Raw genomic sequence first — 22,428 nt, forward strand, 5'->3', positions numbered from 1 at the left:
CCGGGATGGCCTCGTGCCTTTTGGCGGCTGAAAGGTCTCAAGCCCTGAGGGGCATTGCCGTCAGCACGCTGGCCCCGGGCTGGCGTTGAACCGGAGGATGGGACACGAAGCGGGGCGGTTCGAACGACCGGCGAAGATCCCGTGCCGAATGACCGACGATCCCGTCGAACTCGTCCAGGCTCACCCCGCGTTTGCCCGCCTGTTCCAGCCGATAGCGGGTGTCGCGCTCCAGCTTGTCGAGCTGCTGGCGGACACTGTGCGCGAAGATACGGGTGTCGGAAGGGATCGGTTCGAGCGCGTTGAATTCATGGCGTGTGCCATCCGGCAAGCGTGCCTGCACCTCCTCGGGCAGGAATTTCGACAGTGCCGGTGAGGCGGCGACAGACGCCATCAGTTCCTGTCGGGATCCGAACTCCTTGAGTCCCCATCCCGGCAGGCACAGCACGAAGAGACTGCCCTCGTCGCCACTCCCTGGCTGCTCCATCACGAACGGCCCCGGCAACGTCAGGGGAGGGAAGACGTGGTTGCCGCTGCTGGCGCGGACTGAAAGGCCGTGGACCCTGGGCCGCGAGTGCTCGTCGGGGTAGGCCCGTGCAAGGTCGGCCGCGGACGGGTGGTTCGCGATCGCTGCGACCAGCGCCTTGCTCGCCTTGCCGAGGATGCTGTCGTTGTCCTGCTGCCGCGCCTCCAGTGTTATCTGCTGCTTGCGGATGTCTCCCAGGACCTCGTGTGGCGTCCTGCCGTTTTTGTCGGGAGTGATGAAGGCCCGGGTCTGCTGCCTGGCCAGGTCCGTGGCCTGGTTCGATGGCAGTTGCCGGATGAAATGAAGGATATCCTGTGTGCTGGTGAAGCCGGGCAGCAGTGGCTTCCCGTCACTCGCGGCCGTTGCCTCGCCGCGTCGGTAGCTGTTTCCAGGGTTGTAGTACAAGGTGCCGGGAGCGAACGGGTACCGGCCATGCAGGTCGTCGATATCCCGGCCGCTGTAGTGCGCGACGATCAGCTCGGCAACGCTGGGCGAGGCGACCAGCTTGTCTTCCGCTTGCGCGGTATCGGCCAACTGATGAACCTTCAGGTGGATATGGTTGAGGTCCACCGGCCGTGGTGCGTGCGGGAAGTGCTTTTCGAATGCCTGCCGTGCGTCCTGCAGCGGGCTGGGACGTGATATCTGCGCGAACACCGCATTGGCCTGCTTCAGCGGTTCGATCAGGACGTCGATCTTCTCCTGCTGTATCAGCGCCGAGGCGGCTGCGGGTGTCGACAGCAGGGCACGGAACGCCGACTGCCCGGCTTGCCCTGGGGGCGACGCCCTCTCGGCGGATCCGGCCCCACCCGGGCCATCGTCCGCCTGCGTCCGATCCGGCTCGCGCACCGAGGGTATGTGCCCTGCCCGTGATTCACTGTTCTGCACCAGCCGGGGGGCCGATGAAATGATGCTACCTACGCTCACATGTCACGCCTGTACGGATTGATCTGAAGAGCATGTCCGTTCGCCGCCGGGGCGGCGTCGTCATGCCGGTCGCTACAGTAGTGGTAGATAGATAGCACCCGCTATCGGACGGGGCCGACGCGGGAAGGAGGACCAGGGGGCCAGGTTGTGTGGGGCAGAACAGGGCCTGTGGCCATCAGTGCCCGGGTGGAACCCTTGCATCAGGCCCTATTTCTTGGCCGACACCCCGCCGTCGTCGCTCAATCCAATCGAATCCTTGCCTAATCCTCTGGAGTTGCAGGGTGATGCATAGGAAAGCCCCTGCCTGCGGTCTAGAGTTTGACCGAAGGAGTCCGTTGCCATGAACCAGCCCCAACACTGCCCGGTATCGCCGTTGGCACCGAGTATCGATCGACACATCAGCCAACAAGGGGATTGCCCGACCGCGATCCCCGGCCTCGTGCTGTTTCGACGTGACCAGCCGATACCCCCCTCGGTGTGCATGGTCGAGCCGAGCCTGATCCTGGTCGCACGCGGACAGAAGAGCCTGTGGATCGGCGGCGAGGGCTACGCTTATGACCCATCGCGGTTTCTGGTCACCTCACTGGACCTGCCGGCCAACTCCGAGGTGGTCATGGCCAGCCCGGCACAGCCCTGCGTCGGCGTGGTGCTGAAACTGGACGTGTCCATCCTCGCCGAACTGATCGCCAAGGGCGGCCTGCCGCCGCCGACCCGTGATCGTGGCGCGGGCAAGGGCGTGGGCATCGCGAACATGACCCCGACCCTGGAAATGGCCGTGGGGCGCCTGCTGGCGCTGCTCGATGAGCCGGAGGCGATCCCGGTGCTGGCGCCGCTGGTGCTGCGCGAAATTCACTATCGCCTGCTGCACGGCGAGCAGTCGGCGCGGTTACGACAGATCACCGCCGTCGACGGCCAGGGCTATCGGATCGCCAAGGCCATCGACTGGCTCAAGTTGAACTTCGCCATGCCCCTGCGTATCGATGAACTGGCGGCCCGGGTGCAGATGAGCGCGCCGACCTTTCATCACCATTTCCGCCAGCTCACCAGCATGAGCCCGCTGCAGTTCCAGAAGTGGCTGCGCCTCAACGAAGCGCGGCGGCTGATGCTCAATGAACGCCTGGACGTGTCGCGGGCGGCGTTCGCGGTGGGCTACGAGAGTCCTTCGCAATTCAGTCGTGAATACGCTCGGCTCTTCGGTGCCGCGCCCAGTCACGACATTGCGGCATTGCGAGGCCAGGCCTCCGAAATCTCGCCCACCGGCGAGGCGGTCGCGGCCTATTGAACGCTTCAGGGTACGCGGCCGTTGGGCGTACCGATCGGTGGGGCGCCGGCCGGCGCCTCACCGCCTATAACGAAGAAACATCAACCGATGATGAGCGGGTGAGCCATGGAACTACGAATCAACCAGAAGACCTATCAGGTCGATGCCGACGCCGACACGCCGCTGCTGTGGGTGATCCGCGATGACCTGGGCATGACCGGCACCAAGTACGGCTGTGGCCTGGCCCAGTGCGGCGCCTGCTCTGTGCTGGTGGACGGCAATGTGGTGCGGGCCTGCGTCACCCCGGTGGCCGGCGTGGTCGGCCGGGAGGTGACCACCATTGAGGCGATCGAGGCCGATGAGGTGGGCAAGCGCGTGGTGGCCGCCTGGGTCGAGCACCAGGTCGCCCAGTGTGGCTACTGCCAGTCCGGACAGGTCATGGCCGCCACCGCGTTGCTCAAGCAGAACCCCAAGCCCAGCGATGCGCAGATCGAGGCCGCGATGGTCAACCTGTGCCGTTGCGGCACCTACAACGCCATCCATAGCGCCGTGCACGAGTTGGCTACGCAGAAGGGAGAAGCCTGATGAACAGTCGTATCGAGGGGGCCGAAGAGGTCCTCAGCCAACTGTCGGCCGACCCGGTCAACCTGTCCCGGCGCCGCTTCCTGATTGGCACGGCGGTGGGCTCCCTGGTCCTCGGTTTCGGCCTGCCGCTGGGCTCGGCGCGGGTGCAGGCGGCTGCGGCGGCGGTCGAGCGCGGCACCCAGGTGCCGGCGTTCCTGGAGATTCGTCCGGACAACAGCGTGCGCCTGCTGTGCCCCTTCATGGAAGGCGGGCAGGGCACCTACACCGCCATGGCGCAGATCGTCGGCGAGGAGCTGGACGCCGACCCGGCCACCTTCGTGGTCGACAGCGCGCCGCCCGGCGAGGCTTATGTGGTCATGGAAAACGGCATGCGCATCACCGGTGGCAGCATGTCGGTGCGCATGAGCTACCCGACCATGCGCCGCCTGGGCGCCCTGGCCCGGGCGATGTTGCTGCAGGCCGCTGCGCAGCAGCTCGGCGTGCCGGTGAAGGAACTGTCGACCGAGCCGGGCAAGGTGCTGCATGCAGCCTCCGGTCGTTCGCTCGCCTATGGCGAACTGGCGGAACGCGCCATGGACCTGCCGGTACCGGATCCGGCCAGCGTCAAGCTGCGTGACCCCAGCCAGTTCCGCTGGATCGGCAAGCCGGTCAAGCGCGTCGATGCCTACGACAAGTCCACGGGACGTGCGCTCTACAGCATCGATCTTAAGGTCGACGGCATGCTCCACGCCGCGGTGCAGCACGCGCCACGCCTGGGCATGAGCGTCGGCAGCCTGCGCAACGAAGAACAGGTCAAGGCCATGAAGGGCGTGCATTCGGTGCATCAGTTGCCGGGCGCGGTGGCGGTGGTCGCCGAGCGCTGGTGGCACGCCAAGCGGGCGGTGGAAGCCCTCCAGGTCGACTGGAAGGAGGCGGCCGCCGATTCACCGCTGCGGGTGATGCCGGCGGACTTTTCCAGCGAGGCCCATGTGCAGCGCCTGGCCAGCGAGCAGGGCCCGGCCCGTGATGCCGAAAACGAGGGCGATGTCGCCAAGGTATTGGCCGGCGCCAAAAATGTCGTCGAGGCCAGCTACCACAACCAGTACCTCAACCATGCCCAGCTGGAGCCGCCTTCGGCCCTGGCGCAGTTCAATGCCGACGGTTCGCTGGAGGTCTGGTTGCCCAACCAGGCCCCGGACATGTTCCGCAACGATATCGCCAAGTTGACCGGGCTCGATGCTTCGCGCATCACCCTGCATTCGCCGCTGCTGGGCGGTTTCTTCGGTCGGCATTTCCTCTATGGCTCGGCCAACCCCTATCCCCAGGCGATTGCCCTGGCCAAGGCGGTCGGGCGCCCGATCAAGCTGATCTGGAGCCGCGAGGAGGAGTTCCTGCGCGATGTGCTGCGGCCGATCGCGGCGGTGCGGTTCCGCGGTGCGCTGGACGACAACGGCTTCCCCGTCGCTATCGAGGCGATCAGCGCGACTGAAGGGCCGACCGAGGCCCTGGCCGGCAAGCAGGGCGACAAGATCGACCCCACCGCCGTCGAAGGGTTGGCGGGCAAGTCCTATGCGATTGCCAACAAGCGCATTGCGCAGATCTACGTCAAGGGCCCGGCCATGCTCGGCTACTGGCGCTCGGTGGGCAACTCGCTCAACGACTTCTTCTACGAGGCGTTCCTCGACGAGTTGGCGGACAAGGGCGGCAAGGACCCCTTCGAGCTGCGCCTGCACCTGCTGCGCGACAACCCGCGCCTGACCACGCTGCTCAACGCGGTGGGCGAGCTGTCGGGCGGCTGGAAGCGTGGCCCGTTCACCGCCGAGGATGGCAGCAAGCGTGCCCGTGGGGTGGCCATGGCCTCGCCGTTCGGTACCCAGACGGCGGTGATCGCCGAGGTCTCGATCGAGAACGGCCAGGTCAAGGTGCATGACATCTGGCAGGCCATCGACCCGGGCAGCATCGTCAACCCGGCGATTGTCGAGGCGCAGGTCAACGGCGCCGTGGCGCTGGGCCTGTCGCAGACGCTGGTCGAGGAAGCGGTGTGGCTCGATGGCAAGCCCAAGGCACGCAACTACGACCTGTACCCAATCCTGCCGCCGGCGCGCATGGCACGGGTGCACGTACGGGTGGTCGAAAGCGGGGAGAAGATGGGCGGCATTGGCGAGCCGCCATTGCCGGCGGTGGCGCCCGCCGTGGCCAACGCGGTGGCGAGGTTGACGGGGCAGCGTATCCGCAGCCTGCCGTTGAGCCGCTACACCTTCACCTGACCTGCGCGGAGCCTTCATGAACAACAGTCGATTCGCAAGAACCGCTGCCTGGCTGGCTGTGCCGTGCCTGGTCGCGGCGGGCCTGCTGGCCTGGTATGTCACCCGCGAGCCCGTCTCGTCCCTGGAACACCCGCCACTGGCCGTGGCCGACATCGACCCGGTGCTGGTCAGCCGTGGTGAATATGTCGCCCGCCTCAGCGACTGCGTGGCCTGCCACAGCGTGCCGGGCGGTGCGCCGTTCGCCGGTGGCCTGGAAATGGCCACGCCGCTGGGGGTGATCCACGCCACCAACGTCACCCCGGACCCGGCCACCGGTATCGGCCGCTACAGCCTGGCGGACTTCGACCGCGCCGTGCGCCACGGTGTCGCGCCGGGCGGTCGGCGCCTGTACCCGGCGATGCCGTATCCGTCCTATGCCAAGCTCAGCGATGACGATGTGCGTGCGCTGTACGCGTTCTTCATGAAGGGCGTGGCACCGGTCAAGCAGGCCAATGCCGAGAGTTCGATTCCCTGGCCATTGAACCTGCGTTGGCCGATTGCGCTGTGGAACGCGGTGTTTACCGACTCTGCTCCCTACACCGACAAACCGGCCCAGGACCCGCTGTGGAACCGCGGCGCCTACATCGTCCAGGGTGCCGGCCACTGCGGCAGTTGCCATACGCCTCGGGGCCTGGCGTTCAACGAGAAGGCCCTGGACGAGTCCGGTGCACCGTTCCTCGCCGGCGCCTTGCTCGATGGCTGGTATGCACCGAGCCTGCGCGCCGACCACAACACCGGCCTGGGCCGCTGGAGCGAGCCGGAGATCGTGCAGTTCCTCAAGACCGGCCGCAACCGGCACGCGGTGGTGTTCGGCTCGATGACCGAGGCGTTCAACAACTCCACGCAGTTCATGAGCGATGACGACCTGGCGGCGATTGCCCGCTACCTCAAGTCGCTGCCCGGCGACCGCCAGCGCGACGGTGCCCCCAGGCAGTACCAGGCGGCCTCCGCGGCAACGCAGTTGGAGCGCCCCGGCGCCCACACCTACGTGACCCGCTGCGCGTCCTGCCATGGCCTGGACGGCAAGGGCCAGCCCGACTCGATGCCGCCGCTGGCCGGGGCGACATCCGCGCTGGCGGGGGAGAGTGCTTCGGCGATCAACATCACCCTCAACGGCTCGCAACGGGTGGTCGCGGCCGGTGTGCCGGACGCCTACCGCATGCCGGCGTTCCGCGAGCAACTGTCGGACCAGCAGATTGCCGAGGTGCTGACCTTCGTGCGCAGCACCTGGGGCAACCAGGCTGGCGCGGTGGACGCGCAGGCGGTGGGCAAGCTGCGCGGGCACACCGATCCGGCCAGCAGCAGCCCGATCATCCTGCAGATGCGCTGAAGGAGGCCCGGATGGAAAGCATCGACCTGCTGGTCCTGCGCACCGCACGCGACTGGCTGGCCGCCGGCGAGCGCGTGCTGCTCGCCACCGTGGCGCACACCTGGGGTTCGTCGCCACGGCCGGTGGGCTCGATGATGGCCCTGCGTAACGACGGGCGAGTGGTGGGCAGCGTGTCCGGTGGCTGTATCGAGGACGACCTGATCCACCGCTACACCACGGCCCATGGTGGCAGTGGCCTGGGCGAGGGGCCGGTCGAGGTGGTGCGCTATGGCGTCACGGCCGACGAGGCCCATCGTTTCGGCCTGCCCTGTGGCGGTACGCTGGAGCTGATCCTCGAATTCCGGCCGAGCCGGCAGGCGCTGGACGACCTGCTGGTGCAGCTCGACGCCGGTCGCCTGGTGCGCCGCTGCCTGGCGGTGGCCTCCAACGAGGTGACCCTTGCCACCACCGCGACGCCGGAGCAGTTCAGCTTCGATGGCCAGCGGATGCTCAATACCCTTGGCCCCGGTTATCGGCTGCTGATGATCGGGGCCGGTGCGCTGGCCGAGTACCTGGCGACCATGGCGCTGTTCAACGGCTTCAAGGTCGCGGTCTGCGATCCGCGCCCGGAATACATCGAGACCTGGTCCGTGCCGGGCGTGGAACACCTCGTCGGCATGCCGGACGATGTCGTGCGCGATTTTGCCGTCGACCTGCGCACCGGCATCGTCGCGCTCAGCCATGATCCCAAGCTCGATGACCTAGCGTTGCTCGAAGCCTTGCACAGCCCGGCGTTCTACATCGGTGCGATCGGCTCGCGACGCAACAGCCAGTTGCGCCGCGAGCGCCTGATCGAGCATTTCGGCGAGACCGAGGCCAGCCTCGAACGCCTGCACGGGCCCATCGGCCTGTACATCGGCAGCAAGACACCGGCGGAGATCGCGGTGAGCGTGATGGCGGAGATTCTGGCCGCCAAGAATGGCATCGAGCTGCCCGATACCGTCACCGTCGCCAGGGCCAAGCAGGTGCACGAGCGCCTGTCTTCGGCGTAGCGTCGCAGCGCGCATCCGCGCAGGCGCAACCGCTCCAGCACCACCCGAAACGGTGCCCATTGCCTGGCACTTCAGCCGCGCGGCATCGGCTGCCGGCGGGAGTCGTGCGTTCCTGGAGGGCTCAGTAGTTGGGGTGTTTGAACAAGGTGTCGCCTGCGCTCAGAATATCGGGTCGATAAACCTTTTCCGTCCAGTCAGCGGGTTTGACGTCCTCGATTGCCACCGAAATCGAGTCCTCGGCGATGCCAGTCGATTGAAGGGCGTCGGAGACCGCTTGAGTAATGGCCTGCTTATCTGCACTCGAACGGCCAGCGAACATTTTGATGATGACGTGTGGCATGGGATACCTATAGGTGGCAGGGGGACGAAGGCAGCCGTAGCGGCGCTCTATTGGATAAACGCGGCTACGGCCTGGTGAACGGACGCCTGAATCATTCCAGCGTACATCAGTTTGACGGGTTTTCAGTAGGCCTGGCTGGTCGGGCGGAACAGGATCTCGTTGATATCGACGTCTTCCGGCTGGCTGATCGCGAACGCCACGGTGTGCGCGAATGAGTCTGCGGGAATGGCGTTCTGGTAGGTCTTGCGCATGTTTTCGGCGATCACCGGATCGGTGATGGTCTCGATCAGCTCAGTGGCGACAGCCCCCGGAGAGATGATGGTGGTCCGAATGTTGTAGGGCTTGACCTCCTGGCGCAGCCCTTCGGAAATCACCCGCACGGCATGCTTGGTCGCCGCGTAGACCGTTCCACCGGGGCCGACCTTGTGCCCGGCGACTGACGAAACGTTGATGATGTGGCCGCTTTTCTGTTGCTTCATCACTGGCAGGGCGGCGCCAATGCCGTACAGGACGCCTTTGATATTCACATCGATCATGCGATCCCACTCGTCGATATGCAGGTTCTCCAGCATCGAACTCGGCATCAGCCCCGCATTATTGATCAGGACATCGACTCGGCCATGCAGCGCAAGGGCCTGGTCGACCAGCCTTTGCACGTCCGCGAGGCGGGTCACGTCAGTCTTCACGATGGCCTCTTCGCCGAGCCCCAGGTCGGCGGCCAGTGCCTGAAGACGATCGTGGCGGCGGGCACCCAGTACGAGCCTGGCGCCCTGTTTGGCCAACAGCCTTGCCGTTGCTTCTCCCAGGCCACTGCTTGCGCCGGTAATCACGATGACTTTGCCTTCAATGTTCGAAGTCAATTTAACCGATTCCTTATCCAAGAAAGTTAAATGCTGGCGTTGAGGCTGTTGCCGAACATGAACCCTGGTGACAACGCCGAGTGGAAGTATTAGAGACGCGGCGCTCGGCAGGGTAAATGCACAATCTGCGCTAGCACCTATGAAAAATTCACATGAATGGCTGTGTGATCAATCGCGTCGGGTCTCCATGACCGGGGTTGTGCAAACCCATGCCAGGGCGTGCATTTAATGTGCTCAAGGGCGTTGACGCGCCCGCCCTTCGGGGCCTGCGGAGAGTGACGGTGGTCTGTTCGGGAAGACGAACGCACCCGTCGGATGAGGATTCATGCAAAGGGTTCATGGTTGCTTGCGTGATCAGGCCCTAATCACCCGAGGGATCATCTGATATCTCTGAAGAACACAAGAAGCTTCATGCTTGTTTCATTTAACGATTGGTCCAAGGGCATTGAGGCCCAGGACACTCAGGCGAGGACCCGATATGCAAAAATCCATGATTGCCGCAGCCGCTGCACTGATGCTGGCAGGTGAGGCCCAGGCCGACAGCATTCAGGTCAAGCCCGCCGGCTCCGCTCCCTCCGCCATCGGGACACCCGCGCAATTTACCGGGAACGTCACCATCGATGGCCTGACCACGCCGGGCAGCGCAGCATTTGCCGGTTCTGGCCTGGTGGCCTTCGCACCTGGCGCACGCACGGTCTGGCACAGCCATCCGGCCGGCCAATGGTTGTTCATTACCGCTGGTTCTGGCTGGGTCCAGGAAATCGGGCAGCCCAGAAAACGGGTCAAGGCAGGCGACGCCGTGTGGATCCCCGAGGGGGTAAAACACTGGCATGGCGCAACGGACCAGAACGGCATGAGCCACATTGCGATCACGCCGATGCATGAGGGGAAAAACGTCGAGTGGATGGAGGAAGTCTCCCAGGCCGACTACCTGCCGCCGGCCGGTGATGTTTAACCCGTCTTGCCCTCTGCAATGGGTCACCCGTCAGGGCTCTTTGGGATCGTCACTCGGCTGGTAGCGCAAGGCGTCGATGAGAAGGCTCATGGCATGGGATGGCTGCCGTCTGCTCGGGTAGTAGAGGTGGTAGCCAGACCACCTCGGACACCACTCTTCCATGACCCGGACCAGACGTCCGTCAGCCAGGTAGGGCAGAACCATGGACTCCGGGACGTAACACAATCCGAAGCCGGCCACGCAGGCCTCAAGCACCTCATAGATCCCATTGAAGATCAGAGGGCCGTTGACTCTGACCTTGACTTCCCGGCCTCCGTCCCTGGCGAACTCCCAGGCGTACAGGCCGCCGTGGGTTGGCAGGCGAAGATTGATGCACCGGTGCTTCATCAGGTCGTCGGGTGTATGCGGCGCGGGGTGAGCCTCAAGGTAGTCGGGCGTGGCGACGAGGGCAAAACGCTCATCAGGGCCAATACGAACGGCGATCATGTCCTGTGCAAGTTGCTCACCGAACCGAACGCCTGCGTCGTAACGTTGAGCGGCGATATCTGCCAATGCGTATTCATTAAACAGTTCGACGGTGATATCTGGATATTCTTTAAGAAACTTCGCCACCTTCGGCCACAAGAGGGTGCGTATTGCGTAATCGGTCGCGGTGATTCGAATGGTGCCTGAGGGTTTTTCTCGAAATTGACTCAATGCTTGAACTTGCGCATCGATTTCAGCAATTTGCGTCGAGATATTCCGATACAGCTGCTCGCCGGCCTCTGTTGGACTGACACTTCTCGTTGTTCGGGTCAGGAGCCTCAGGTTGAGACTTTCTTCAAGTGTCCGAATGGTATGGCTGAGGGCGGATTGGGAAACACCGAGTACGGCAGCCGCCCGGGTAAAACTGCCTTCACGGGCCACAGTGACGAATGCAATCAATCCGCTGTAGTGGTCACGCGCCATTAATGAGATTCCTTCATGTGTGCCTTCGTATTTTGCCATCGTCAGCGCACTGCTGGCCATGAGCGCTGCCGTGATTTCGACCCGCTTGATTCGTGCTCAACCTCGACGGGTTCAGGGGCGACCTTGAGTCCGCTAGTTGCCACCGGAAGGCACCGAGCAGCCTGAATTGGCTGCCATCGGCTCACTGGGCCTATTGCTCAAGCGATCGGGCGACAAGACCAGGACGGTTACCTGTTGGGGTGAAGGCATTGCCGACTTGCTTCCAGGTCATTCATCTCAAGCGCAGTTGCTCCAGTACCACCCGAAACGCCGCCGTCTGCTGGCGGCTGGGGTAGTACAGGTGATAACCGGGAAACGGCTCCGACCAGTCGGCCAGCACCTCGACCAGGCTGCCGTCGTCCAGGTGCGGCTGTGCCTGCAGGTCCGTCACCTGAGCCAGGCCGACCCCGGCCCGGCAGGCGTCGAGCATCTGTACGGCGCTGTTGAGGATCAACGGCCCCTTGACCCGCACGCGAAACTCGTTGCCCGCGCTGGAGAACTCCCACGGGTAGAGGCCGCCGTGGGTCGGCAGGCGCAGGTTGATGCAGCGATGTTCGGTCAGCTCCTCAGGGCGCTGGGGCGTGCCTTGTCGGGCCAGGTAGGCGCGGGCGGCGACCGTGACCATGCGCATCGACGGACCGATGGGCAGCGCAACCATGTCGCTGTCGATGATGCCACCCAGGCGTACGCCGGCATCGAAGCGCTCGGCGACGATGTCGGTCAGCCCATAGTCGGTGACCAGTTCGAGGGTCAGGTCCGGATAGGCCTCCAGCAGCGGCAGCAGCCTGGGCCACAGCACCTGATGGATAGCGATTTCATCGGCGGTGATGCGCACCGTGCCGGACGGACGCTGGCGCAGCTCGGCGATGCTACCCAGGTGCATCTCGATCTGGTCGAGCAGCGGGGCGATATCGCGCAGCAACCGTTCGCCGGCTTCGGTGCGGGTCACGCTGCGCGTCGAGCGGGTCAGCAGGCGCACGCCCAGGCGCGTTTCCAGGCCACGAATGGTCTGGCTCACCGCCGAGGGCGAGACGCCCAGCCGGGCCGCCGCGCGAGTGAAGTTGCCTTCGCGCGCCACGGCAACGAACACGCTCAGGTCATCCAGGCCATTGATCGACATTGTTAAGCCCTGCTTCATACCGAATTCAGTATTTTGCCTCTACAGCAATCAATCAGCCAGCTCTACAGTGCCCTATCCCTTACTGATTCAGGAGTAGTGCAATGACTGACAGCGATTTGGCCAAGGCCGACATGCAGGTTCACCGGGCAGGGTCGAGCCCCGCCATCGCCGGGCCGGCAGACTGGTTCACCGGCCGGGTGCGCATCGACCGCATCTTCACCGCCCCGGCACCGGCGCGCATCGGCATCGCGGTGGTCAATTTCGAACCCGGTGCCCGCACCCACTGGCACACCCATCCGCTGGGCCAGGCGCTGCTGGTGACCGATGGCGTGGGCTGGACGCAGTGTGAAGGCGGGGCGAAGACCGAGATCCGTCCCGGCGACCTGATCTGGTGCAACTGCGGCCGCCGTCACTGGCATGGCGCGTCACCGACCACGGCGATGCAGCATGTGGCGGTCAACGAACTGCTCGATGGCAAGGCCGTCGACTGGCAGGAGCCGGTCGGCGACGAGGTGTACCTGGGCGGGCCGCTGGAAAGGGCCTGAAGCGTTTTGGCAGGGACTGGAGGGAGACCGTGACCGATGAAACAGGCAATGGAATGTGGACGAAGCAAGGCCGTCCTGGCGCTCGGTGCCATCACCCTGGCGCTGGGGCTGAGCGAACTTTCACAGACGGCAATGGCCGAGGAGAAACCTTCGATGCGTGGTGCTGAAACAGCCTCCGTAGACCATCAACCACTCAATGCCCGACAGCAGGCGATCATCCCGATCGCCGCGTTCGCCGCGGCCGGCGACCTCGCACGGCTGAGCCCGGCGTTGCACCAGGGCCTGGATGCCGGCCTGAGCATCAGCGATGTCCGGGAAATCCTGGTGCAGCTGTATGCCTATGCCGGTTTTCCCCGCAGCCTCAATGCCCTGGGCGAGTTGATGAAGGTCCAGCAGGCGCGCCGGCAACAGGGGATCCACGACCTGCCGGGCCGCGAGCCCTCGCGGCCCATTCCCCAGGGCGATGCCTTGCTGGCGGCGGGCACCGCCAACCAGACGCGATTGTCCGGCGCACCGGTGCAGGGGCCGTTGTTCGACTTCGCCCCCGTGGCCAACCAGTACCTGCGCAGCCACCTGTTCGGCGACATCTTCGAGCGCGACAACCTCGACTGGCAGAGCCGTGAACTGGCGACGGTGGGCATGCTCTCGGCGCTGGAGGGTGTCGAGCCGCAATTGCAGGCGCATATGCGCATCAGCCTGAACACCGGGTTGAGTGTCGAGCAGTTGCAGCAACTGATCCGGGTGCTGGCCGAGCGCGTCGGCGTCGAGGCCGGTGCGAGAGCACGGGACGCGCTGGCGCAGGTGAGTCGGCGCTGAACACGCCGTGGCGCTGGCGGGGAGGATGGTTTTGCCGCCCAAGGCCGCCTGGTTCAGGCGGCCTTGGGCAAGCCTTCACGACTACAGCCAGGCCTTGATCTGGGCACTGACCGCGTCAGTGGAAATACCATAGCGGTCATGCAGCGTCGGCAGTGCCCCGGCATCGAGGAAGGCATCCGGCAGGGCGATCTGCCGGAAGGTCGGGGTGACGCCGTTGCGCAGCAGCAGGCCGGCCACGGCCTCGCCCAGCCCACCGATGATCGAATGGTTCTCCGCCGTCACCACCAGCCGCCCCGGCTTGCGCGCTTCGGCGAGAATGGTCTGCTCGTCGAGGGGCTTGATGGTCGGCACGTGCAGTACGGCCACGTCGACACCGTCGGCCTGCAGTTTCTGCGCCGCTTCCAGCGAGCGCATGGTCATCAGCCCGGTGGAAATGATCAGCACATCGTTGCCGGTGCGCAGGGTCTTGGCCTTGCCGATCTCGAACCGGTAGCCGTACTCGTCCAGCACCAGCGGTACGTTGCCGCGCAACAGACGCATGTACACCGGGCCCTGGTGGGCGGCGATGGCCGGTACCGCCTGTTCGATTTCCAGGGCGTCGCAGGGGTCGATGATCATCAGGTTCGGCATGGCCCGGAAAATCGCCAGATCGTCTGTAGCCTGGTGGCTTGGCCCGTAGCCGGTGGTCAGCCCCGGCAGGCCGCAGACGATCTTGACGTTGAGGTTTTCCTCGGCGATCGCCATGCAGATGAAGTCATAGGCCCGGCGCGAGGCGAACACCGCATAGGTGGTCGCGAAGGGTATGCAGCCTTCGCGGGCCATGCCGGCGGCGGCACTCATCAGCAGCTGCTCGGCCATGCCCATCTGGTAGAAACGCTCCGGGTGGGCCTTGGCGAAAATGTGCAGGTCGGTGTACTTGGACAGGTCCGCCGACAGGCCGACGATCTCCGGGCGCTGCTCGGCCAGTGCCGCCAGCGCGTGACCGAACGGCGCCGAGCGGGTGGCCTGGCCTTCGGCGGCGATGGACGCGATCATCGCCGAGGTGGTCAGGCGCTTCTTGCCGGTTTGAGGGGTGTTTGCGGTGCTCATGCGGTTCTCCCGACCTGAAGGTTTTGCAGTGCCAGATCCCATTCGTTTTCGTCGACGCGGATGAAGTGGGTTTTTTCCCGGGATTCGAGGAAGTCCACGCCCTTGCCCATGCGCGTATCGCAGATGATCACCCGCGGCTGTTGTGGCCCGGTGTGCTGGCGGGCGGCATCGAAGGCGGCGACCAGCGCCGGGATATCGTTGCCGTCGACCCGCTGGGTGAACCAGCCGAAGGCCTGCCAGCGATCGACGATGGGTTCGAAGGCCAGCACTTCGCTGGAGTGCCCATCGGCCTGCTGGTTGTTGACGTCGATGATCGCGATCAGGTTGTCCAGCTTCCAGTGCGAGGCCGACATGGCCGCTTCCCAGGTCGAACCTTCGTTCAGTTCGCCGTCGGACAGCAGGTTGTAGACGAACGCGTCGGACCCTTTGCGCTTGAGGCCCAGGCAGGCACCGACCGCGATGCCCAGGCCGTGACCGAGGGAACCGCCGGTGATTTCCATACCCGGCGTGTAGGCCGCCATGCCCGACATCGGCAGGCGGCTGTCGTCCGAACCGTAGGTTTCCAGCTCGTCCAGGGGAATCACCTCGGCCTCGATCAGCGCCGCGTAGAGGGCGATGGCGTAATGGCCGATCGACAGGTAGAAACGGTCGCGCTGCTCCCACTCGGGGTCGTGCGGCTGATAGCGCAGGGCATGGAAGTAGGACACGGCCAGCAGGTCGGCAGCGCCCAGGGCCTGGCCGACATAACCCTGGCCCTGGACCTGGCCCATGCGCAGGGCATGGCGACGGATGTTGTAGGCGCGTTCGGCAAGCGAGGGCGCCGTGGTAGAGGATGAATGCACACTCATGGTGATGACTCCGGGAACTTAACGGTTGACCTGGGCGGCCGGGATGCGCAGGACCAGCGTGGCGCCGAACAGCAGCACACCGGTGATCAGGTACATGCCAAGGGCGCTGGCCCCGGTCGAGGTGGTGATCCAGCCGATCAGATAGGGTGAGCAGAAGCCCGCGAGGTTGGCGAAGCTATTGATGCCGGCGATACCGGCGGCGGCCGAGACCCCGCCCAGCAGCGTGGTGGGCAGCATCCAGAACAGCGAGGACGCCGACAGCACGCCCGCGGCGGCCAGGCACAGGCTGAGCATCGAGAGCGGCAGGTTGCCGCCCAGCAGGGCCGCGAGGGTCAGCCCGAGGGCGCCGGCAATCATCGGCAGCACCAGGTGCCAGCGACGTTCCTGGTGACGGTCGCCGCTACGCCCCATCAGCAGCATCGCGACAATGGCGCAGAGGTACGGCAGGCTGGTCAGCAGGCCGATGTGCAGGGGATCGGAAACCCCGGCGTTGCGCACCAGCGTCGGCAGCCAGAAGGTAATCGCGTACTGGCCCATGACCACGCAGAAGTAGATGCCCGCGAGCAGCCACAGGCGGCGGTCGCGAATGAACTCCCGGGCCGAGGCGTGGGTGACCTTGCGGCTGTTGTCCTCGGCCAGTTCGCGGTTGACCAGGGCCTTTTCCTCGTCGGTGAGCCAGGTCGCCTGGTGCACGCCGTCCTTGAGATAGCTCAGCACCAGCAGGCCGACGATCACGGTCGGCAGCGCCTCGATGACGAACATCCATTGCCATCCGGCCCAGCCGTGCACGCCGGCGAAGTGGTTCATGATCCAGCCCGATAGCGGGCCACCGATCATGCCCGACAGGGGAATGGCGACGAACCACAGCACGGTCATCCTGGCCCGGCGGTAGGAGGGGAACCAATAGGTCAGGTACAGCAGCAGGCCGGGGGCCAGCCCGGCTTCGGCGACACCCAGGAGAAAGCGCAGGGCGTAGAACTGCCAGGCGGTTTCGACGAAGGCGAACAGGGCGGAAATGAGGCCCCAGGAGATCATGATCCGGGCGATCCAGCGGCGGGCGCCGACACGGTGCAGGATCAGGTTGCTGGGCACTTCGCAGAGAAAATAGCCGAGGAAGAAGATGCCGGCACCGAGGCCGTAGACCGTTTCGCTCAGGGCCAGGTCGTTCATCATCTGCAGCTTGGCGAAACCGACGTTGACGCGGTCGAGGTAGGCGCACAGGTAGCACAGCATGAGAAACGGCATGAGCCGCCAGGCGGTCTTGCGATAGGCAGTGGAGCGGACGGACACGGCCGCCTCCAGGGAGAGGGTACTCATGAGGGTCTGATCTCTTGTTGTTATGGGCCGCGCGGGGCTGCCCTGGATTCAGAACAACGCCAGCCGCCGGGCCGGCGTGAGGCTCATCAGTGAATCAACATGCCGCCGTTCACATCCAGCGTAATACCGGTCAGGTAGGACGACAGGTCGCTGACCAGGAAGAGGGCGGCATTGGCCACGTCCCCGGCTTCGCCGAGGCGGCCCAGCGGAATGCCTTCGATGATCGCGTGGCGGCGCTCGTCCTGCATCAGGCCGCCGGTGATGTCGGTGTGAATCAGCCCGGGGGCGATCGAATTGACGCGCACGTTGTGCGGCCCCAGTTCGCGGGCCATGGCCTTGGCCAGGCCGAGCACGCCGGCTTTCGCGGCACTGTAGTGCGGGCCGCCGAAGATGCCGCCGCCGCGTTGCGCCGACACCGACGACATGCAGACGATGCTGCCGCACCCCTGTTCGCGCATCAGCGGAATGACCGCCTGGGACATCAGCAGGGTGCCGCGCAGGCTGACGTCGAGCACCTTGTCGTAGTCGCTGTGGCGGATGTCCATGATTTTCAGCGGCTGGGTGATGCCGGCGTTGTTGACCAGGCCATCGATGCGGCCGTAGTGCTCGATGACCCGGCACACGGCCTTGTTCACCTGGGCTTCGTCGGCCACGTTGGCGGCCAGGCCGAGATGGCCTTCGCCCAGTTGCGCGGCGGCATCGCGGGCGGCGGCTTCGTCCAGGTCGAGGATGACGACACGGGCACCGTGGGCGGCGAAGGTACTGGCGGTGGCCCGGCCGATACCGCGGGCAGAGGCGGCACCGGTGATGAGGATGACTTTGTCTTGCAGCAGCATGAAGAGAACCCCTGATTGTTTTTATGGAGTCGATCCGCGAGATCGATAGGCGCAGCTTGGTCCTCGGCCGAAGCGTGAGCAATAACGCAAAAATCATTGAGTGCTGAAGAAAATTCAGCACTCGTCAGCCGATCGGCTTGGTGGTTGAATGGAAAGCCACAAAACATGCGGACCCCTTGCCATGCGCTCTCTCGACGATACGGCGCCGCCCCTTCCTCCGCTGAGGGCTATTCAGGCCTTCGAGCAGGCTGCGCGCTTCGGTAACGTCGCCCGCGCGGCCGAGGTGCTGGACCTCACGCCCTCTGCGGTCAGCCATCAACTGGCCAAACTGGAAGCCATGATCGGCCGCCAGCTGTTCGTGCGCGGGGCACGCGGCGTGACTCTGACGCCGGTGGGCGAACAGTACCTGAAGGAGGTGTCCGGCCTGCTGCACAGCCTGGCCGTGGCGACCGAACGGGCCAGCAGCGATGTCAGCCTGGACTGCCTGCGCCTGCATTCCTCGCCGAGCTTCGGCCTGCTCTGGTTGATGCCGCGTCTGGAGGCGTTCCGGGATGAGCATCCGGATATCCAGATCAACCTGTCGTGCTCCTACGAGTCCCTGCATTTCAGCCGCGACAAGATCGACGTGGATATCCGCCATGGCGAGCCCAACTGGCCCAGCTACGAAGTGCGCACGGTGCGCAACGAAACCTTCGAGGTGCTGGCGGCGCCGAAACTGCTGGCGCGACACCCGGTGAGCAGCGCCATGGACCTGCTGGACCGCGAGCTGATTCTCTCCGAGGCCACCTTGCTCAGATGGCCGGCCTGGTTTGCCCAGCACGGCCTGGCCCGTCCGGAGAAACCCTACGCGTTGAGTTTCGACCGTTCCTACATGACCCTGGAAGCGGCCAGCCATGGTCTGGGTTTTGCGTTGGAGAGCGCTTTGCTGGCGCGCAAGTACCTCGACTCCGGCGAACTGGTGAAGGTGTCACCCGAATCGCTGAGCGCCCCGGTGGCGGCCCACCACCTGGTGTTCCCCAAAGCCCATTCGAACTTCTCCCGGGTGCGGCGTTTCCTGCAGTGGATGGAGAAGGAGCTGGGACACGGCTTCGATTTCTGACGCGGGGCCGCGGTCGCCGCAACCCTGTTCAGGCCTTCTCGCGCCGCAGCGACAGGGGTGAAACGCCCAGCGTGCGCACGAACACCTCGCGCAGGTGTCGGCGGTCACGGAAACCATTCTCCCGGGCAATGACCTCCAGTGAATGCCGGCCCCGCTCGATCATGTGGCGGGCCGACTCCACCCGCAGTTGTTCCACCGCCTTGGCCGGGGACAGCCCGGTTTCGGCGAGGAACACCCGGCTGAACTGGCGCGGGCTCAGGTGCACGGTAGCGGCCAGGGTTTCGAGGGTCAGGTCGCCGGCCAGGTTGGCGCGGGCGTGCTCCAGGGCCGCCTGCACGCGGTCGGACTTGGGCGCCAGCGCCAGCATGCGCGAATGCTGCGACTGGCCGCCGCTGCGCCGGTGATACATCACCAGCACCCGCGCCACCTGGGTGGCCAGCTCCGGGCCCAGGTCGTTTTCGACGATGCCCAGCGCCAGGTCCATGGCCGCGGTGAGGCCGGCCGAGGTCCAGACACCCTTGTCCTCGATGAAGATCCGGTCGACTTCCACACGCGCCGCCGGGTAGCGCTGGCGCAGCGCATCGGCATACGCCCAGTGGGTGGTGACCCGCCGACCATCGAGCAGCCCGGCTTCGGCCAGCACGAACGAACCCGTGCAGAGCCCGACGGTGCGTCGGCAGTGTTCGGCGGACTCGCGCACGAATTGCAACTGGGCCTGGCTGACCTCATGCGCCAGCGGGTCGACCACCCCGGAGACCACCCACGTATCGGCGGCCTGGCCGTCAGCGCGTTCGGTGTCGACGACGGCACCGATCGAGGAGCGGACCTGGCCGCCCTCCATCGAGTAATTGGTCAGTTGGTAGATGGGCTCCTGGGCCACCACGTTGGCGAACTCGAACACCGTCTGGGTGCCCAGCGCCATCACCTGAAAACCCTCGCTCAGCAGGTAGCCTATTCGATGCATGTCCGTAATCGCCTGATGTCTAGAATCATGACCCTATATGTCATTTGTTTTCGGGTCAACGGACGGCACGATGATGGCCAGGAATCAGCCAACAGCCGCCTGCGGCTCATGAGCCGCGAGCCCAACGCAGGAGTACGTCAATGAAAGCCTTTGTCTACGATCAGGCCGGGTTGCCCCTGGCCGATCCCCGGGCGCTGTACGAAATCGAACTGGAAAAGCCCGTGCCCGGGCCGCGGGACCTGCTGGTGAAAATCCAGGCGATTGCCGTCAACCCGGTGGACAGCAAGTTGCGTCTGGGCGTGCAGCCCGCTGCGCCGCGCATCCTCGGCTGGGACGCCGTCGGCGTGGTGGAGGGGGTGGGTGCCGAGGTCAGCGGTTTCGTGGTCGGTGACCCGGTCTGGTATGCGGGCGACATCACCCGGCCGGGCTGCTATGCCGACTACGGGCTGGTCGACGAGCGTATCGCTGCCCGGCGTCCGTTATCGATCAGCGCGACCGAGGCCGCGGCACTGCCGTTGACCGCGATCACCGCCTGGGAACTGCTCTTCGATCGCCTGCGGGTGGCGGAAGGGGGCGGGCTGGGCCAGTCGCTGCTGGTGATCGGCGCAGGCGGTGGCGTCGGCTCGATTCTCGTGCAGTTGGCGCGCCGGCTGACCCGGCTCACCGTCATCGGCACGGCCTCGCGCCCGCAGACCCGCGACTGGGTGAGCGAGCTGGGGGCCCATCATGTGATCGATCATGGTCAGCCCTTGCAGGCCCAACTGAAGGAGTTGGGCGTGGCCCAGGTCGACTACGTGATCAGCCTGACCCATACCGAGTACTACTACCCGCAGTTGGTCGAAGTGCTGAAGCCCCAGGGCAAGCTGGCGCTGATCGATGACCCGGCGTCGCTGGATGCCATGCCGCTCAAGCGCAAGTCGATCTCGCTGCACTGGGAGTTCATGTTCACCCGCTCGATGTACCGCACCGAGGACCAGGCCCTGCAACAGGCGCTGCTGACACGGGTGGCCCTGCTGGTGGATGACGGCATCCTGCGCACCACGGTGGGCGAGCACTTCGGCCCGTTGAACGCCGACAACCTGCGTCGGGCTCACGCCCTCATCGAGAGTGGCCGGGCCCAGGGCAAGCTCGTACTGGAAGTGAACCCGGACTGAGCGGCGCGCCTGGAGGCGCCGCGAGACCCCGACGGGCCGCACCGTGGCGGCTCGTCGGTGGTTGTCGGCAGCGCCCGGAGGAGGGCGCCGTCCGGGCTCAGTGCCCGCCCTTCATCCGCCGGGCCACCCCGTAGAGGCCCAGGCCGATCAGCGCCGTGGCGGCGCCGATGTAGCCGGTGCTGGTCCAGCCCAGGCCGGCGGTGATCGCCATCCCGCCCAGCCATGGGCCCAGGGCGTTGGCCAGGTTGAACGCGGCATGGTTCGAGGCGGCGGCCAGGCTCGGCGCTTCGTGGGCGATGTCCATCAGGCGGATCTGCAGCGGCGCGGCCAGGGCGACCATGGTACCGACCAGGCCGATGCCCAGCAGAAGCGACCACAGCGAGCTGGCGGCGAAGGGGAAGAACAGCAGCACCCCGATCGACCACACCAGCACCAGCCCGACGGCGCGGAACTGCAGGCGGTCGAACAGCTTGCCGCCGGCGATATTGCCGATGATGCCGCCTACCCCGAAGGCCGCCAGGCCGAACGGAATCCACTGCGGCGAGACTTGGGTCACCTCCAGCATGGTCGGCGCCAGGTAACTGAACACGCAGAACATCCCGGCAAAGCCGATGGACGCGATGCCCAGGGCCATCCACACCTGTGGCAGGCGAAAGGCCTGGAGTTCCTTGCGCGGATCGCTACGGGGCTCGTCGTGCGGCTGCGGCACGAAGCGCCAGACCAGCGCGATGGTGCACAGCGCAATCGCCCCCACCAGCACGAACGCCGAGCGCCAGCCGAAGAACTGTCCGAGGAAGGTGGCAATCGGGTTGCCCAGCAGCATCGCCAGGGTGAGGCCCATCATCACCCGGGCCACGGCTCCGGCGCGCTGATTGCTCGCCACCATGCTCGACGCGATGACCGCGGCGATACCGAAGTAGGCGCCATGGGGCAGGCCACTGATGAACCGGAAGGCCACCAGGCTGCTGAACGACGGCGCGAACGCGGTCGCCAGGTTGCCCAGCGCATACAGCGCCATCAGCAGGAGCAGCATGTGCTTGCGCAGCAGCTTGGCGCCGAGGATCGCCAGGGTCGGCGCGCCGACCATCACGCCCAGGGCATAGGCGCTGATCGCATGGCCGACCTGGGGTTCGGTCAATTGCAGGTTGTGGGCGATGTCCGGCATCAGCCCCATGATGGCGAATTCGCCGGTACCAATGGCAAAGCTTCCCAGCGCCATGGCCGCCTCCATCTTGGCGACGGTGCTTTTCGAGTAGGTGGCGGGTGGCGCCTCATGAACAGACATCGGGATCCTTGTTGAAATACGCTGAAACGTTAAAGGTCCGATCTTAGACAATGGGGGGTGGGGGCGTCGAGGATTGATGGCGGTCAATGAAGGGCCGGGGTTCTATAAATAGATGGTGTATTCGAAGTGGGTTTGCGCACTTGACTGGGCCAGTCTCAAGCGGACGACGATGAGATAGAGCTGGATACTTAAGAAAAAGTTGGGATAACCTGCAATTCTTAAGATTTTCTTGGTCCGCTTAAAAAAAACTGTGCGGATTGATCAAAAATGAGGA

At 65.2% G+C, this 22,428-nt stretch carries 21 protein-coding genes; 10 read left to right on the top strand and 11 right to left on the bottom strand.

Annotated features, from left to right (window positions below):
* Positions 1-37 precede the first annotated feature (37 nt).
* Positions 38-1,447, bottom strand: a complete 1,410-nt coding sequence (locus tag ACMGT0_RS11795; RefSeq protein WP_416772675.1) for a hypothetical protein — start codon at positions 1,445-1,447, stop codon at positions 38-40.
* Positions 1,448-1,787: 340 nt separating this feature from the next.
* Between ACMGT0_RS11795 and ACMGT0_RS11800 the strand changes: the two genes are divergently transcribed.
* From ACMGT0_RS11800 to ACMGT0_RS11820, 5 genes are all read left to right on the top strand, one after another.
* On the top strand, positions 1,788-2,729 hold the full coding sequence (locus tag ACMGT0_RS11800; RefSeq protein WP_416772677.1) for an AraC family transcriptional regulator N-terminal domain-containing protein: 942 nt from the start codon (positions 1,788-1,790) through the stop codon (positions 2,727-2,729).
* Positions 2,730-2,834: 105 nt separating this feature from the next.
* Positions 2,835-3,293: a (2Fe-2S)-binding protein gene (locus ACMGT0_RS11805; RefSeq protein ID WP_054057671.1), complete on the top strand. Its 459-nt coding sequence runs from the start codon at positions 2,835-2,837 to the stop codon at positions 3,291-3,293.
* The gene (locus ACMGT0_RS11810) at positions 3,293-5,539 is read left to right on the top strand and encodes a molybdopterin cofactor-binding domain-containing protein (protein WP_416772679.1); all 2,247 of its coding nucleotides are present in this window, start codon (positions 3,293-3,295) and stop codon (positions 5,537-5,539) included. The genes ACMGT0_RS11805 and ACMGT0_RS11810 overlap by 1 nt, the downstream gene beginning before the upstream one ends.
* A 16-nt stretch (positions 5,540-5,555) precedes the next feature.
* Positions 5,556-6,908 (top strand): c-type cytochrome, encoded by a 1,353-nt coding sequence (locus tag ACMGT0_RS11815; protein ID WP_416772680.1) that lies wholly within the window; start codon positions 5,556-5,558, stop codon positions 6,906-6,908.
* Between the two features lie 11 nt (positions 6,909-6,919).
* Positions 6,920-7,939: an XdhC family protein gene (locus tag ACMGT0_RS11820; RefSeq protein WP_416772682.1), complete on the top strand. Its 1,020-nt coding sequence runs from the start codon at positions 6,920-6,922 to the stop codon at positions 7,937-7,939.
* Positions 7,940-8,060: 121 nt separating this feature from the next.
* Here ACMGT0_RS11820 and ACMGT0_RS11825 read toward each other — a convergent pair whose 3' ends face one another.
* Together ACMGT0_RS11825 and ACMGT0_RS11830 are read right to left on the bottom strand one after the other, a co-directional pair.
* The gene (locus tag ACMGT0_RS11825) at positions 8,061-8,279 is read right to left on the bottom strand and encodes a tautomerase family protein (protein WP_416772684.1); all 219 of its coding nucleotides are present in this window, start codon (positions 8,277-8,279) and stop codon (positions 8,061-8,063) included.
* Positions 8,280-8,401: 122 nt separating this feature from the next.
* Complete coding sequence (locus ACMGT0_RS11830) at positions 8,402-9,160, bottom strand: SDR family oxidoreductase (protein ID WP_416772686.1); 759 nt, start codon at positions 9,158-9,160, stop codon at positions 8,402-8,404.
* 493 nt (positions 9,161-9,653) lie between these two features.
* Between ACMGT0_RS11830 and ACMGT0_RS11835 the strand changes: the two genes are divergently transcribed.
* On the top strand, positions 9,654-10,094 hold the full coding sequence (locus tag ACMGT0_RS11835; RefSeq protein WP_416773471.1) for a cupin domain-containing protein: 441 nt from the start codon (positions 9,654-9,656) through the stop codon (positions 10,092-10,094).
* A 30-nt stretch (positions 10,095-10,124) separates the two neighbouring features.
* Here the strand turns inward: ACMGT0_RS11835 and ACMGT0_RS11840 are convergent, their stop codons facing one another.
* Positions 10,125-11,042, bottom strand: a complete 918-nt coding sequence (locus ACMGT0_RS11840; RefSeq protein ID WP_416773472.1) for a LysR substrate-binding domain-containing protein — start codon at positions 11,040-11,042, stop codon at positions 10,125-10,127.
* Between the two features lie 271 nt (positions 11,043-11,313).
* On the bottom strand, positions 11,314-12,201 hold the full coding sequence (locus ACMGT0_RS11845) for a LysR family transcriptional regulator (RefSeq protein ID WP_416772688.1): 888 nt from the start codon (positions 12,199-12,201) through the stop codon (positions 11,314-11,316).
* Positions 12,202-12,302: 101 nt separating this feature from the next.
* Between ACMGT0_RS11845 and ACMGT0_RS11850 the strand changes: the two genes are divergently transcribed.
* Positions 12,303-12,746 carry a cupin domain-containing protein gene (locus tag ACMGT0_RS11850; RefSeq protein ID WP_416772690.1) on the top strand — a complete coding sequence of 148 codons (444 nt, stop codon included), beginning with the start codon at positions 12,303-12,305 and terminating at the stop codon, positions 12,744-12,746.
* Positions 12,747-12,794: 48 nt separating this feature from the next.
* Positions 12,795-13,562, top strand: a complete 768-nt coding sequence (locus ACMGT0_RS11855; RefSeq protein ID WP_416772692.1) for a carboxymuconolactone decarboxylase family protein — start codon at positions 12,795-12,797, stop codon at positions 13,560-13,562.
* A gap of 81 nt (positions 13,563-13,643) precedes the next feature.
* On the opposite strand, the gene ACMGT0_RS11860 is transcribed toward ACMGT0_RS11855, so the two are convergent.
* The 4 genes from ACMGT0_RS11860 to ACMGT0_RS11875 form a co-directional block, all read right to left on the bottom strand.
* A complete protein-coding gene (locus tag ACMGT0_RS11860; RefSeq protein ID WP_054060735.1) occupies positions 13,644-14,651 on the bottom strand; it encodes a transketolase family protein in 1,008 nt (335 codons plus the stop codon).
* Complete coding sequence (locus ACMGT0_RS11865; RefSeq protein ID WP_416772694.1) at positions 14,648-15,499, bottom strand: transketolase; 852 nt, start codon at positions 15,497-15,499, stop codon at positions 14,648-14,650. Before ACMGT0_RS11865 ends, ACMGT0_RS11860 begins: the two co-directional genes overlap by 4 nt.
* A gap of 18 nt (positions 15,500-15,517) precedes the next feature.
* Positions 15,518-16,816 (bottom strand): MFS transporter, encoded by a 1,299-nt coding sequence (locus ACMGT0_RS11870; protein ID WP_416772696.1) that lies wholly within the window; start codon positions 16,814-16,816, stop codon positions 15,518-15,520.
* An 86-nt stretch (positions 16,817-16,902) separates the two neighbouring features.
* Complete coding sequence (locus tag ACMGT0_RS11875; protein ID WP_416772698.1) at positions 16,903-17,652, bottom strand: SDR family NAD(P)-dependent oxidoreductase; 750 nt, start codon at positions 17,650-17,652, stop codon at positions 16,903-16,905.
* A gap of 181 nt (positions 17,653-17,833) precedes the next feature.
* Here ACMGT0_RS11875 and ACMGT0_RS11880 point away from each other — a divergent pair, with 181 nt between their 5' ends.
* Positions 17,834-18,751, top strand: coding sequence for a LysR substrate-binding domain-containing protein (locus tag ACMGT0_RS11880; RefSeq protein WP_273820661.1), 918 nt, complete (start codon positions 17,834-17,836; stop codon positions 18,749-18,751).
* 28 nt (positions 18,752-18,779) lie between these two features.
* Here ACMGT0_RS11880 and ACMGT0_RS11885 read toward each other — a convergent pair whose 3' ends face one another.
* Entirely contained in the window at positions 18,780-19,715 is a 936-nt protein-coding gene (locus ACMGT0_RS11885) for a GlxA family transcriptional regulator (protein WP_416772700.1), read from the bottom strand.
* Between the two features lie 140 nt (positions 19,716-19,855).
* Between ACMGT0_RS11885 and ACMGT0_RS11890 the strand changes: the two genes are divergently transcribed.
* Positions 19,856-20,869: a zinc-binding alcohol dehydrogenase family protein gene (locus ACMGT0_RS11890; protein WP_416772702.1), complete on the top strand. Its 1,014-nt coding sequence runs from the start codon at positions 19,856-19,858 to the stop codon at positions 20,867-20,869.
* A 97-nt stretch (positions 20,870-20,966) separates the two neighbouring features.
* On the opposite strand, the gene ACMGT0_RS11895 is transcribed toward ACMGT0_RS11890, so the two are convergent.
* Positions 20,967-22,154, bottom strand: coding sequence for an MFS transporter (locus tag ACMGT0_RS11895; protein ID WP_273820663.1), 1,188 nt, complete (start codon positions 22,152-22,154; stop codon positions 20,967-20,969).
* Positions 22,155-22,428 lie beyond the last annotated feature (274 nt).

This window comes from Pseudomonas sp. RHF3.3-3 (assembly GCF_048069595.1).
GTDB classification, from domain to species: Bacteria; Pseudomonadota; Gammaproteobacteria; order Pseudomonadales; family Pseudomonadaceae; genus Aquipseudomonas; species Aquipseudomonas fuscovaginae_B.